Origin of the sequence: Microbacterium sp. C5A9, assembly GCF_022627955.1 — a bacterium.
Taxonomy (GTDB): Bacteria; Actinomycetota; Actinomycetes; order Actinomycetales; family Microbacteriaceae; genus Microbacterium.
The window spans coordinates 40657-53760 of sequence record NZ_JABXGD010000002.1 but is presented as its reverse complement, the minus strand read 5'-3'; the positions used below and the strand labels follow the sequence as shown (position 1 = coordinate 53760).

Genomic DNA, 13104 nt, shown 5'->3' with positions numbered 1-13104 from the left:
CCGCGGGCATCGCGCGATTTCTGTGAGCATGTCGGCATGGACATGAAGGCTCGCTCTCGTCGTGCGTTCTGGGGCGACTTCCGCTTCGTGATCGGGATCGTGCTGGTGGTCGCATCGATAGCAGGGGTCTGGCTCGTCGTCTCCTCGTCGACCGCCATGACCCCGGTGCTCCAGGCGAACACGACGATCGTCCCGGGCGAGCCGCTCGTCTCCGCCGATTTCCAGGTCGTCGAGGTGAACCTCGGCACCGTCGGCGACAGGTATCTCGCACCGCAGGACCTCTCTCCCGGTCAGGTCGCCGGACGAACCATCGCGAAAGGCGAGCTCCTGCCGCGGAGCGCCGCCGCCGATGCGGACTCGACGAGGACGACCACGATCGTGATCGACAGCAGCACGGGGCTCCCGGCGGACCTCGCGGCCGGCGCGGTCGTGGAGATCTGGCACGCTCCCCCGCTCGACGAACGCAGGACCAGCTATGACGCACCTCGCCTGCTCGTCTCCGATGTGGTCGTCGCCGCCATCACCAAGCCCGAGAGCATGCTGGCGTCGAGCGGAGCAGTCGCCGAAGTGGTGATCGATCGCACAGACGTCGCCGCCGTCCTCGCGGCGATCACGGGAGGGTCCGTCCTGTCCGTCGTGCCCGTCGGGGAAGCCGGATGATCTCGGTGATCGTCGCACTGCCCGAGCCGAGGGCGTCTGCTCTCGCCGCCGAGCTCAGGATCGAGGGCATCGACGTGGTCGCCGTCGTGGGCCCGAACTCGCTGCTCCCCCTCCCCGACGGCGCGGAGGCGGTGATCACCACGGCGACACGAGCGGTTCTCACTCCGATGCTCGTCGCGGCGTGCGATCGAGCCGGCGTGCGGATACTGCCGCTGGGTGACGGCGAGAGCAGGCTGCTGGGACGATACGGGCTGACGAGTGCACTTCCCTCCGACGCCGCAGGGTGGGAAGTCGCCTCCGTGCTGGTGGCCGATGGGCCCCGTGCGTCGCGGCGTCAGATGTCCGCTCCGCACAGGGTGCTGGCGGTGTGGGGACCGGCCGGGGCGCCCGGACGGTCGACGCTCGCGATCCAGCTCGCCGTCGAGCTCACGCGTGCGGGACGGCGGACCGCGCTCGTCGATGCGGACACGGTCGCGCCGTCGCTGGCGCTCCTGCTCGGACTCAGCGACGACGACCCGGGAATCGCGGCAGCCTGTCGCCGAGCAGAACTCGGTTCGCTCGATGGCGCCGAGCTCACCCGTCTCGCGACCACCCTCGAGACGGGAGTAGGGCACCTCGACGTTCTCGGCGGGATCAATCGTCCGAGTCGGTGGCCCGAGCTCTCAGCGGGCAGGCTGCAGACGGCGCTGCGGGTGTGCAGGGTGTGGGCCGAAGAGACGGTCGTCGACGTATCGAGCGCGTTCGACGCCGACGACGAAGCCACCTACGACCTCACCGGTCCCCGCCGTCACGCGGCGACCTCCGCCGCGCTGTCCGAGGCGGATGAGATCATCGCCCTCGCCTCGGCAGATCCGCTCGGCATCAGCCGCTTCATCCGAGAGCACGCGGAGCTCCGGCGGCTGACCGCTCCGACACCGATCCGCGTCGTGGTGAACCGACTGCGACCGGGCCCGCTGGGGCTCGACGCGCGCGGACAGATCAGGCGAACGCTCGATCGCTTCGCCGGGATCACCGACGTGACGTTCCTGCCGTTCGACCAGCGAGCAGCCGACACCGCGCTGCTGCATGCGCGACCGATGACCGATGTCGCGCCACGATCATCCTTCGTGGCAGCGGTTCGAAGCCCCACCCCGTCCCGCTCCGCGACTGCGGCGACCGCTACTGACGGTAGCTCGAGAGGAAGTTCCCGAGGCGCTCGACGGCTTCGGCGAGCACACGCGGCTCCGGGAGCGTGACGAGTCGCAGGTGGTCGGGGGCGGGCCAGTTGAACCCCGTCCCCTGGACGAGCAGGATGTGCTCGGACACCAGGAGGTCGTACACGAGCTTCGCGTCGTCCCGGATCTCGTGGACGTTCGGATCGAGTCGGGGGAAGGCGTACAGCGCGCCCATCGGCTTCACGCAGGAGACCCCGGGGATGGATTCGAGCCCCTCCCAGGCGACATCGCGTTGTTCGTGCAGTCTGCCGGTGGGGGCGATCAGCGCGTCGATCGACTGCACTCCCCCGAGCGCCGCCTGCACGGCGTGCTGTGCGGGCACATTCGGGCACAGTCGCGTCGAGGCGAGCAGGTTGATCCCCTCGAGGAAGCCCTTCGCATGCGACTGCGGGCCGGTGATCACGAGCCAGCCGGACCGGTACCCCGCCACCCGGTAGGTCTTGGACAGACCGTTGAAGGTGAGGCAGAGAAGATCCGGTGCCAGCGTCGCCGTGGGGATGTGGGTCGCCTCATCGAACAGGATGCGGTCGTAGATCTCATCCGACAGCAGCAGGAGCTCGTGCTCCCGCGCGATCTGCACCATGCCCGCGAGAACCTCGCGGGAGTACACCACGCCAGTCGGGTTGTTGGGGTTGATGATCACCATCGCCTTCGTGCGCGGGGTGATCTTCGAGCGGATGTCCTCGAGGTCGGGCTGCCAGCCGTTGTCCTCGTCGCAGAGGTAGTGCACGGGGGTGCCGTCGGCCAGACTCGTCATGGCCGTCCACAGCGGGTAGTCGGGCGCGGGGATGAGCACCTCGTCGCCCTCGTCGAGCAGTGCCTGCATGGTCATGGTGATGAGCTCGGAGACGCCGTTGCCGAGGAACACGTCCTCGGGGTCGAACCGCGGGAATCCCTCGATCTCCTCGTACCGGCTTACGACGGCACGGCGTGCCGAGACGATGCCCTTGCTGTCGCTGTACCCGTGGGCGCTCGGCATCGCGGCGAGCATGTCGTGAACGATCTGATGCGGAGCTTCGAAGCCGAAGATGGCAGGGTTGCCCGTGTTCAGCTTGAGGATCCGATGGCCCTCCGCCTCGAGCCGCGCCGCCTCGACGAGCGTGTTTCCACGGATCTCGTACAGGACGTTCTTGAGCTTCGACGACTGGTCGAAGTGGCGCGTTGGTGTCATTGAGCAAGCCTACAATGACGCGAAGAGGGGCTGATCCCACGGATCAGCCCCTCTTCGCGATGCGCTGCTACTTCTTCTTCTTGCCCTGCGCGCGACGCTGCTCACGGTTGCCGGCGGGTGCCGCCGGCGCATCCGTGCGCTGGCCGAAGGCGCCGCGCGGTCCGTCGGCGGGCTCAGCCTGTGCCTCATCATCCGTGGCTGTGCGCGCCGCGGCGGCCTGACGAAGACGCTCGGTCGCCGCCTGCTGGACCTGACCGCGATCGTTGCGAACCTCGACCTCGCCGGCGTCGTTCGCGGCGGAGTACTCGAGTCGCTGCTCGACGCCGCCGTCCGACAGCCCCTTGGCCTCGACCTCGGCGGTCTGCGAGTCGGCAGCCCGCCGCACCTCGACCTCGAGGTTGTAGAGGTATCCGACCGACTCCTCCTTGATCTGCCCCATCATCGACTGGAACATCGCATAACCCTCACGCTGATACTCGATGAGGGGGTCGCGCTGAGCCATCGCACGCAGACCGATGCCGTCCTTGAGGTAGTCCATCTCATAGAGGTGATCGCGCCAGCGGCGGTCGAGCACCTGCAGCACCACGCGACGCTCGAGCTCGCGGGTCGCCGCCTCTCCGAGAGACTGCTCGCGCGTCTCGTAGGCGATCTTGGCGTCGGACAGCAGTTCGCGCGTGAGCCCTTCGGCCGTGATCCCGCCCTTGCGGTCGGCTGCTTCCGAAACGACCTCGTCGATCGTCACGCTGACGGGATACAGCGTCTTCAGCTCGGTCCAGAGAGCGTCGAAGTCCCAGCTCTCGTTGTGGCCCTCGCCCGTGTGGTCGCGGACGACTCCGCTGATCGCATCCTCGATGAAGTGCTGGACTCGATCGGCGATGTCGTCACCCTGCAGGATGTGGCGGCGGTCGGCATAGATCGCCTCACGCTGACGGTTCAGCACGTCGTCGTACTTGAGCACGTTCTTGCGCATCTCGGCGTTGCGCGACTCGACCTGAGACTGGGCGCTGCGGATCGCGCGCGACACCAGGCCCGATTCGATCGGAACATCGTCCGGGAAGTTCGTGCGGGCGAGGATGGCCTCGGCGGCTCCCGACTGGAACAGCCGCATGAGGTCGTCGGTGAGGCTCAGGTAGAACCGGCTTTCGCCGGGGTCACCCTGACGGCCGGAGCGACCGCGCAGCTGGTTGTCGATGCGTCGCGACTCGTGGCGTTCGGTGCCGAGGACGTACAGTCCCCCGGCCTCCTGTACCTTCGCCGCCTCTTCGGCGACCACGGCCTTCATGGATTCGTAGGTCTCGTCCCACGCGACCTCGTACTCCTCCGGAGTCTCCACCGGGTCGAGACCCTTGCCCTTGAGCTCCTGAACCGCGAGGAACTCGGCGTTGCCGCCGAGCATGATGTCGGTGCCTCGTCCGGCCATGTTGGTCGCGACGGTCACCGCGCCGAGTCGACCCGCGCGGGCGACGATCTCGGCCTCACGGGCGTGGTTCTTGGCGTTCAGCACCTCGTGCTTGACGCCCTTCTTGGCCAGCAGCCGCGACAGGTACTCGCTCTTCTCGACGCTGACGGTGCCGACCAGCACGGGCTGCCCCGCTGCGTGACGCTCGGCGATGTCCTCGACGACCTGGGCGAACTTCGCCGTCTCGTTCTTGTAGACCAGATCCGACTGGTCCTTGCGGACCATCGGCCGGTTGGTCGGGATCGGGATGACTCCGAGCTTGTAGGTCGACATGAACTCCGCCGCCTCGGTCTCGGCGGTACCCGTCATGCCGGCGAGCTTGTCGTACAGGCGGAAGTAGTTCTGCAGGGTGACGGTAGCGAGAGTCTGGTTCTCCGCCTTGACCGGCACGGCCTCCTTGGCTTCGATCGCCTGGTGGATGCCCTCGTTGTACCGACGCCCGACGAGGATTCGTCCCGTGTGCTCGTCGACGATCATGACCTCGTCGTTCATCACGACGTAGTCGGTGTCCTTCTTGAACAGCGCGAGCGCCTTGATCGAGTTGTTGAGGAAGGAGATCAACGGGGTGTTCGCCGACTCGTAGAGATTCTCGATGCCGAGGTAGTCCTCGACCTTCTCGATACCGGGTTCCAGCACGCCGACGGTGCGCTTCTTCTCGTCGACTTCGTAGTCCACGCCGACCTCGAGCGTACGAGCGATCTTCGCGAACTCGGCGAACCACCGGTTGGCCTCGCCGGACGACGGCCCGGAGATGATCAGCGGGGTGCGCGCCTCGTCGATGAGGATCGAGTCGACCTCGTCGACGATCGCGAAGTAGTGCTCGCGCTGGACGAGGTCCTCCTTGCGCCAGGCCATGTTGTCGCGGAGGTAGTCGAACCCGAACTCGTTGTTGGTTCCGTAGGTGATGTCTGCGGCGTACTGCTCGCGACGGACCGCGGGGGTCTGACCCGACACGATGATGCCGGTGGTCATGCCGAGTGCACGATAGACGCGCCCCATCAGCTCGGCCTGGTAGCTCGCGAGGAAGTCGTTGACCGTGATGACGTGGACGCCTTCACCGGCGATCGCGTTGAGGTACGCAGGGAACGTGGCGACGAGAGTCTTACCCTCACCGGTCTTCATCTCCGCGATGTTGCCGAGGTGGAGAGCCGCTCCACCCATGATCTGCACGTCATACGCCCGCATGCCGAGCGTGCGCTTGGCCGCCTCTCGCACAGCAGCGAACGCCTCGGGCATGAGCTGGTCGAGGGTCTCTCCCGCGGCGTAGCGCGCACGGAGTTCGACCGTCTCGTTGCGGAGCTCGTCGTCCGTGAGCTTGGAGATGTCCTCTTCCAGCGCGTTGACGGCCTTCACCACCTGGTTCAGGCGACGGATGACCCGCCCTTCGCCGGCGCGCAGCAGCTTCTCAAGAGGATTGGCCACAGATGTCATCTCCCTGTCGATGGTTCCGGCGGCACCGCAGTTCGGGCGCGCACCAGGCATACCTTGTCATGTTACCGGGCCGTGACCTCCACGTCGCCTGCATGGCGCTCACGGCGAACTTTTCCCGGTATGTATATATTGATCGACGACACAGGAGGTCGACATGTCGGTGCGTCAGAGTCTGCTCTCGATCCTCGCGCAGGGTCCCTGCTACGGGTATCAGCTGCGCCACGAGTTCGACCGCCGCACCGGATCGGTCTGGCCGCTCAACGTGGGGCAGATCTACAACACGCTCGAACGTCTCGAACGCGACGCTCTGGTCGCGCGCGGCGCGGCGGACGCACAGGGGCACGTGTACTGGGAGATCACCGACTCCGGTCGGATCGAGGTGGAACGGTGGATGTCGTCTCCCGTGGAGCGGGGGCAGGCCACGCGCGATGAGCTCGCCATCAAGGTGACCATCGCGGCCACCCTTCCGGGGTCCGACGCCGCAGCCGTGATCGCCTCCCAGCGCGACGCGTCGCGCTCTCATCTGGAATCCCTCCACCGTCTGCGATCTTCGCGGGAAGACAGCACACCCGAGGGCCTCGCCTGGTCGCTCGTCGTCGATTCGATGCTCGCCAGCGCCGATGCCGAACTGCGATGGCTCGACCACGTCGAGGCCCGGCTCGCGGAGCATCCCCAGCATGCACTCGCGCTGGGCCTCACCCCGGACCGCCCCAAGCGCGGGCGGCCCACGCGAACCGGAAGCGCTGCGCTCGTCTGATCCGTTCGCCTGAAGCGGATGCACAGCCAGCGCACCCCGCCGGGAAACTAGGATCGGTGCTATGGCAGGCATATGGGGCAGACGCAAGCGTGAACAGGAAGCACTGGCGGCACAGGACGCCGATCTGGCACGCCGAGCCGAGCAGTCCCTGGTCGCCGCCGACGAACGGATCCGATCGACGTCGGACGAGCTCGTCTTCGCAGAAGCCGAGCTCGGCGAATCCCTCACGGGCGACCTCAAGAAGGCGCTCGCCGCCGTCCGCACGCATCTGCGGGAAGCCTTCCAGCTGCACCAGCTCAACCACGATGAGATCCCGGACACTCCCGAAGAGCTGCGAACCCGCAACGCGCGCATCATCCAGCTCTGCGATTGGGCTCAGGACCTTCTCGACGAGAAGACGTCGGACCTCGCCGAATCGGTCTCGAAGGTACGCCGGGCTCCGGAGATCATCGCGCAGGTCAGGGCCGAGGCGGCGGCGCTGAGCGAGCGCATCCCCCACACGAACGAGACAGTGGCTCGACTGTCGGACCGGTACTCCGCCTCGGCGATGCACCAGATCACGGCGAGCGCAGCCGAGGCCGAGCAGCTCATCGCCTTCGCCACTCACGGCGCCGATGTCTCGGAGCGGCGCCGCGCAGCCAAGCAGAACGAGGAGGCGAACCTCGCCCTCGAGACGGCGACCGAGGCGACCCGACGAGCATCAGCCCTGCTCGACGCCGTCGAGGACTTCGAGATCGAGGCCCTCCGCGCCGAATCGACGCTGGCCGAGGTCGTGGCCGACTCTCGCGGCGACCTGATCGCCGCGAGGACGGCACCGCAGGTTCCCGCCGTCACCTCGGCCGTGACGGCGCTGCAGCAGGCGCTCACCGCGCTGACGCCCGCGGGGACTCCGGGCGATCCGTTCGCGGAGCTCTCCCAGCTGCGGACGGCCAACACCGCGCTCGACGACGCCATCGCGAAGGCTCGGCACCGCGCGGAGAATCCGCTGCCGAGCATCCAGCAGGTGCAGCACGCCATCGACGACGCCGACCGTCAGCTGGGCGTCGCACGCGGGCTCATCGCCGGTCATCGCGGTTGGATCGGCGCAGACGCCCGGACGCGCCTTGCCGAGGCGGAGCGCCTGCGCGTCGACCTCTCTGACCTGCTTCCCGCAGAGGACACCCGTGAGCAGGCGCTCTCGAGCGCACGCCGCGTGGCGCACCTCGCGTCGGAGGCGCTGCAGCTCGCCCAGCGCGACATCGATTCCTCCCGCCCGCAGGACGACGGCTGGGGCGGCGGCGGCAACGGCTGGGGAGGCGGCGGCTGGGGTGGCGGCGGTCGACGCGGGGGCGGCGGCGACATCGCCTCGGGAATCCTCGGAGGCCTCGTCATCGGCAGCCTTCTCGACGGCATGTTCGACTGACGGAACGCTGACATACGTGCGGCCCGGCCCCTCAGGGGGCCGGGCCGTACGGTCGTTCCCGGTCTCAGGAGGCGAGTGCCTCGGACGGCGGAGCCTGGGTGCTCAGGGCGATGACGCCGTAGTCCCATCCCTTGCGCCGGTAGACCACGCTCGGGTGATCGGAGCGGACGTCGACGAACAGGAAGAAGTCGTGCCCGACGAGCTCCATCCGGTCGACCGCCTCTTCGACGGTCATCCATTCTGCGTCGAAGCTCTTCGTGCGGATCACGACGGGCGAGTAGACCTCTTCCTCGTCGTTCTGGATCGGCACGCTTCCGGTCGCGACCGCGTGCAGGATGTCGGCCGACGCCGGCTCGACATCGATTCCCTCGAGAGCCCCACTGCCCTTCTCGAAGTGTGCGCCGCGGGGATGCTGCCGACCGTCGACCCGCTTCTCCTTCGCCCGGCGCAGCTGCTCGGACATCTTGTCGACCGCGAGGTCGAGCGCGACGAACTTGTCGCCGTCCGTTGCTTCCGCGCGAACGACCGGACCTTTGCCGATCAGCGTGAGCTCGACGGTCTCATCGGGAACCCGACCGTTGCGGTACGCCCTGTGAGTGACCTTCACGTCAAGCCGCTGCGCCCGCGACGCAAGCGTCTGGACCTTGGCGATCTTCTCCTCGACAACGGTTCGGAAGCGATCGGTGATACCCACTCCGACGCCAACGATGCTTGTTTCCATTGCTGCCTCCTTGTCCCGGTCCTCCCGGCCAAGGGCGGACCGTGGTCGCCTTGAACCCCCACCGTAGTCCGCCTGGGTACGGATGTCACGGGTCATTTGCTCCGTGTCCCCGATGTGTTCACGATGCGTTCGCTGTGTCGTGGTGTGGCGGCCAGGACGGCGGCCGCGATCACGATATAACCGGCGCGGCGCAGCACGGCCGCCGCCTCGTCGAGGGTGGCTCCCGTGGTCATGACGTCGTCGACCAGCACGACCCGCCGCCCCTCGTCCGGGCGTCTGACGCGCATCGTTCCGCGAACGTTCGACACGCGTTCTGCGGCGGCCAGGCCGCGCTGATCTCCCCGTGCACGCTGCAGGAGCACCCGGCGGGGCACCGCGCCCGCGTGCCGGATCAGCAGCTCCGGCACCCGGTACCCTCGGCGACGGAAGGCGGCGCGCGATGTCGGCACGGGCACCACGGTCTGGGGCCTGCCGCCTCCCGGCTCCAGCGCGGCATCGATCGCCGCGGCGAGCGCGATGCCGAGGGGGCGTGCGAGCATCGTCTCTCCGCCGTCCTTGAGGCGTCGGATGCATCGCGCCGCCACGGAGTCGAACGAGAGCGCCGCGTGCACCACCAGCCCTCCTGGCGTGGTCAGCTCGACGGGAGTCGCGTGGAGACTCTGTCGGCACGCCGCGCAGAGCGTCGTCTCGGGAGAACCGCACCCGGGGCACACGGCGGCGAGCACGAACGCGAGGATCTCGGATCCCAGGGCGCGCAGGCGGGAGGAGGTCATCCCCCGAGCCTCCCGCAGCAGCCGTGGGCGTGCGTCCCGAATCCGTGCAGACCCCGGCAGGGGTGGGCATCCTGCAAACGGGCGCGACCGTGCAGAACGATGCGGGTCAGCGACCCGCGCGCGTGGCCAGCACGATCACGCCGTCCGTGAACTCACTCCACGCCGATCCGCTGCGCGCATACACCGCTCCCTCCGCGCCGAGCACCCGGATGCCCGCCGCGGATCGCGAGCCGGCGATCGACACTGCACCGCTGGGAGCGGACTCCGTGGTTCCACTGCCTCCGACGATCTGAGTCAGGACGGTCCGATCCTCGCCGTCGACCAGGAGCCCGACCCTGTCTGACCCCAGCCACACCAGGCCGGCCACGGGCGCATCGAGCTGAGCCACGCGCTCGGTCTCGCCCAGTCTCGTCGGTATGCCGGAGTCGTCGCGTACGACGGCGGAGACGACGACCCACCGCTGCCCTCCGACCATCACGACGGCCGCCACCCGTGCACCGTCCGCCGACACCCGAATGGCGGAGACCTCCGACGCCTCGGGCCATGCATCCGCGATCGGATGCGACACCACATCGTCACCGATGGCCAGCAGCGCCGACGGAGCGTTCGACGGCACCGACCAGGTGTAGTCATACGGATCCAGGGAGGGTCGCACGAGGAAAGAACGCGGATCGAGCTCGTCGACGCGCCCGTCGCCCGCGATGTAGACGTGGCCGTTCCCCAGCTGCATCGCCGCGTGCGAGTCGTCCCCGGCGACGTCGATCGCCAGGATGGGTTGCGTGATGCCGAGGATCTCCTCGGAGACTCCGGGAATCGGGGTGATCTGGTTCCCCACGACGGTCCCGAAAGCTCCCTCCTTGAGGACGATTCCTCCTCCGTCGGACGGAACGTCGACGATCTCGACCACGCCCGCCTCCAGCGCCCGACCATCCACGGTGAAGCGCACCTGGTTGATCTGGACGCCGGCCGCGGCCAGAGTCTCCTGCAGCTGGGTGCGCATGCGTGCGAGGGTCGTCGCGTCGAGGCTGAGCGCCTCGCGGTTGAGCGCCACGTCGGCGACCTGGTCGGCATCGATGGGCACCGCGTCACGCGCCATCTGCACATCGGGCGGGAACGCGCTCTGTACGGCGGGGTCGAGCCACGGGCTCGGTGCGCCCCCGATCAGCGACTGGGTGATCGTCGTCGCGATGGTGACGCGGCGGGGGAACCACCGCACATCCGGGACCAGCCGCTCCCACGTCTGGTCGTAGTACTGCAGGGCATAGTCGCCGTACACGCGCGGGAATCGCGACTCGTCGATGACGATCCCGTCCGGCGCCTCGGAGATCCGCCACTGGCCGTCGGTGCGGGTCACGACGAACGCGGAGTTCGACGCGCTGACCGCCTGGGAGAACGCTCCCGTGCCGTCGACGCTCGCGACCTGCTCGAACTGCACACGCACGTCGGCGGTCTCGCCGTCTGCCGCCTCGTCGTCGGTCTCGTCGTCGATCGACGAGGTGAAGGATCTGCTGTCCGCGCTGACGTCGATGGACACGCCGGTGTTCGGTCGCCACGACGCCGCCATCTCAGGCGTCAGGAACTTGCGGGCCGTATCCCAGTTGTCGGCCGGCGTGATCGCGGCCTCCATGAAGCCCTCCACGATCGCCGACGGACCCGCCCCCTCGATCGGACCGGAGGCCAGTGGCAGGAAATCCGGATCCTCCGGCGAGGCGCCGAGCGCCAGCCCCGACTGCACGTCGCCCGTCGTCGGCAGACCGGTGCATGCGGTCACCACGAGCAGCGCGGCCGTGACCATCACGGCGCCGAGCGCGCGTCGAGCTCGAGAGGTCATTCGAGACTCCGTTCGTCGAACAGCTCGGCGGGGAGGTCTGCGAGCCGGATGGGCTGGGTGGCGTCACCGAGCTCGCCCAGCGGCTCCTGCGGCTCCAGCGACACCGGCGACGGCCCGTCGATCGCGCCTCCGCGCCGCGGAAGAGTCAGCACGAAGTTCGTCCCCACCCCGAGCTCGGACCACACCGCGAGCGTTCCTCCGTGCAGCGTCGCGTCGCCGAGAGCGATCGACAGGCCGAGCCCGGTGCCCCCGATCGTGCGCTGCCGCGAAGGGTCTGCGCGCCAGAAGCGATCGAACACGCGTTCCGCATCCGCCGGGTTCATGCCGAGCCCGAAGTCGTGCACGCCCGCGGCGACCGCGTGCTGATTGCTGTCGACCGTCACGACGATGGGGCGCCCCTCGCCGTGCTCGATGGCGTTGCCGATGAGGTTGCGCAGGACGCGACGGACCCGGCGCGGATCCATGTCGACCGGAGAATAGCCGCCGGGGGCCACCAGCCGCAGCTCGCTGCCCCGCTCGTCTGCGAGCGGCTTCATCTGCTCGATGATGTCCTCGGCGAGGTGCGCCAGGCTCGTCGCCTCGAGTTCGAGCTGCACCGAACCGGCGTCGTACCTGCTGATCTCCAGCAGGTCGGAGAGCAGAGTCTCGAACCGCTGTACCTGCGTGTGCAGAAGCTCGGTCGTGCGGGAGGTCGTCGGATCGAACTCGCCACGCTGGTCGTTCAGCATGTCGGCGGCGAGCCGGATCGTGGTGAGGGGTGTGCGCAGCTCGTGCGAGACGTCGGAGACGAAGCGCTGTTGCACGAGCGACAGCTCACCGAGCTCCTTGATCTGCGCCTCGATGCTGTCGGCCATCGCATTGAACGATCGGCCGAGCGTCGCGATCTCGTCTTCGCCGTGCACGTCGATGCGCACGCCGAGATCACCGGACGCCAGACGCGCACTGGTCTCGGCGGCTTCGACGATCGGCGTCGAGACCGAGCGCACCACGATGAACGAGATGACCGCGACGATCGCGACGAGGCCGATTCCGGCGATCCAGAGCGTGCGCTGCACGAAGGTGAGCGTGTTGTCGGCATCCGCGAGGTCGTAGGCGAAGTACACCTCGAACGGCCCGGCTTCGGGTACCTGCAGCTGCTGTCCGACGATGATGCCCGGCACGGCGCGTCCGCCGACCTCGAGCGACACCGACTGCCAGGACTGCCGGTCGTCGAACTGCACGACCCGGTTGCGGAGCGCCGGGCTGATGCTGTTCAGGCTCAGCCCGGCGGTGAAGCCGTTCAGCGAGACCGCGTCGGCGTCCGCATCCTCGACGCGGATGCCGGCGAACCCCTCGGCGGTCGAGTAGCGCCGCAGATCGGCCTGAACACTGTCCCAGAGCTCCTGCAGAGCGACCGGATCGTCGCTCAGCGCCGCCGAGTCGAGAGTCATCTGAGCGAGGTTGACCGATCTCACGGCATCTTCGAGCGCTTCGTTCTTGCGGGACTCGAACAGATCGTTCTGGATGACGAGAGCCATCGTCACGCAGGTGATCAGGATGGCGGTGGACGTGAGGAGAAGAGTGATCGTCAGAGTCCGGAAGCGCAACGATCGCCGCCACAGCGCCCCCAAGACGGTCGGCCAGCCCCGCCAGTCGCGAAGGACCGCGACCGCCGTGGTCGTCGCCGTCGTCGCGACCATCGAACG

10 protein-coding genes are annotated in these 13104 nt (G+C 68.2%); 4 read left to right on the top strand and 6 right to left on the bottom strand.

Going from position 1 to position 13104, the window contains the following annotated elements:
* The first annotated feature begins 36 nt into the window (after window positions 1-36).
* Window positions 37-660 (top strand): SAF domain-containing protein, encoded by a 624-nt coding sequence (locus HWD99_RS03370; protein ID WP_241794844.1) that lies wholly within the window; start codon window positions 37-39, stop codon window positions 658-660.
* The gene (locus tag HWD99_RS03365; RefSeq protein WP_241794843.1) at window positions 657-1895 is read left to right on the top strand and encodes a P-loop NTPase; all 1239 of its coding nucleotides are present in this window, start codon (window positions 657-659) and stop codon (window positions 1893-1895) included. Before HWD99_RS03370 ends, HWD99_RS03365 begins: the two co-directional genes overlap by 4 nt.
* Here HWD99_RS03365 and HWD99_RS03360 read toward each other — a convergent pair.
* Window positions 1819-3045: a pyridoxal phosphate-dependent aminotransferase gene (locus HWD99_RS03360; protein ID WP_241794842.1), complete on the bottom strand. Its 1227-nt coding sequence runs from the start codon at window positions 3043-3045 to the stop codon at window positions 1819-1821. The genes HWD99_RS03365 and HWD99_RS03360 overlap by 77 nt on opposite strands.
* 67 nt (window positions 3046-3112) lie before the next feature.
* Window positions 3113-5926: a preprotein translocase subunit SecA gene (gene secA, locus HWD99_RS03355; RefSeq protein WP_241794841.1), complete on the bottom strand. Its 2814-nt coding sequence runs from the start codon at window positions 5924-5926 to the stop codon at window positions 3113-3115.
* A 163-nt stretch (window positions 5927-6089) separates the two neighbouring features.
* Between secA and HWD99_RS03350 the strand changes: the two genes are divergently transcribed.
* Both HWD99_RS03350 and HWD99_RS03345 read left to right on the top strand, forming a co-directional pair.
* A complete protein-coding gene (locus HWD99_RS03350; RefSeq protein ID WP_241794840.1) occupies window positions 6090-6692 on the top strand; it encodes a PadR family transcriptional regulator in 603 nt (200 codons plus the stop codon).
* 61 nt (window positions 6693-6753) lie between these two features.
* Window positions 6754-8094 carry a hypothetical protein gene (locus HWD99_RS03345; RefSeq protein ID WP_241794839.1) on the top strand — a complete coding sequence of 447 codons (1341 nt, stop codon included), beginning with the start codon at window positions 6754-6756 and terminating at the stop codon, window positions 8092-8094.
* A gap of 64 nt (window positions 8095-8158) precedes the next feature.
* Here the strand turns inward: HWD99_RS03345 and hpf are convergent, their stop codons facing one another.
* The 4 genes from hpf to mtrB all read right to left on the bottom strand — a co-directional run bounded on the left by hpf (window position 8159) and on the right by mtrB (window position 13098).
* Window positions 8159-8815: a ribosome hibernation-promoting factor, HPF/YfiA family gene (gene hpf / locus HWD99_RS03340; RefSeq protein ID WP_241794838.1), complete on the bottom strand. Its 657-nt coding sequence runs from the start codon at window positions 8813-8815 to the stop codon at window positions 8159-8161.
* A 92-nt stretch (window positions 8816-8907) separates the two neighbouring features.
* Window positions 8908-9588 (bottom strand): ComF family protein, encoded by a 681-nt coding sequence (locus HWD99_RS03335; RefSeq protein WP_241794837.1) that lies wholly within the window; start codon window positions 9586-9588, stop codon window positions 8908-8910.
* Window positions 9589-9694: 106 nt separating this feature from the next.
* On the bottom strand, window positions 9695-11419 hold the full coding sequence (locus tag HWD99_RS03330) for an LpqB family beta-propeller domain-containing protein (protein ID WP_241794836.1): 1725 nt from the start codon (window positions 11417-11419) through the stop codon (window positions 9695-9697).
* Entirely contained in the window at window positions 11416-13098 is a 1683-nt protein-coding gene (gene mtrB / locus HWD99_RS03325; protein WP_241794835.1) for an MtrAB system histidine kinase MtrB, read from the bottom strand. Before mtrB ends, HWD99_RS03330 begins: the two co-directional genes overlap by 4 nt.
* Window positions 13099-13104 lie beyond the last annotated feature (6 nt).

Bases quoted from the DNA above. Each gene is read 5' to 3' on its own strand.
- HWD99_RS03370 (WP_241794844.1), top strand. From the start codon at position 37: ATGGACATGAAGGCTCGCTCTCGTCGTGCGTTCTGGGGCGACTTCCGC.
- HWD99_RS03365 (WP_241794843.1), top strand. From the start codon at position 657: ATGATCTCGGTGATCGTCGCACTGCCCGAGCCGAGGGCGTCTGCTCTC.
- HWD99_RS03360 (WP_241794842.1), bottom strand. From the start codon at position 3,045: ATGACACCAACGCGCCACTTCGACCAGTCGTCGAAGCTCAAGAACGTC.
- HWD99_RS03350 (WP_241794840.1), top strand. From the start codon at position 6,090: ATGTCGGTGCGTCAGAGTCTGCTCTCGATCCTCGCGCAGGGTCCCTGC.
- HWD99_RS03345 (WP_241794839.1), top strand. From the start codon at position 6,754: ATGGCAGGCATATGGGGCAGACGCAAGCGTGAACAGGAAGCACTGGCG.
- hpf (WP_241794838.1), bottom strand. From the start codon at position 8,815: ATGGAAACAAGCATCGTTGGCGTCGGAGTGGGTATCACCGATCGCTTC.
- HWD99_RS03335 (WP_241794837.1), bottom strand. From the start codon at position 9,588: ATGACCTCCTCCCGCCTGCGCGCCCTGGGATCCGAGATCCTCGCGTTC.
- HWD99_RS03330 (WP_241794836.1), bottom strand. From the start codon at position 11,419: ATGACCTCTCGAGCTCGACGCGCGCTCGGCGCCGTGATGGTCACGGCC.
- mtrB (WP_241794835.1), bottom strand. From the start codon at position 13,098: ATGGTCGCGACGACGGCGACGACCACGGCGGTCGCGGTCCTTCGCGAC.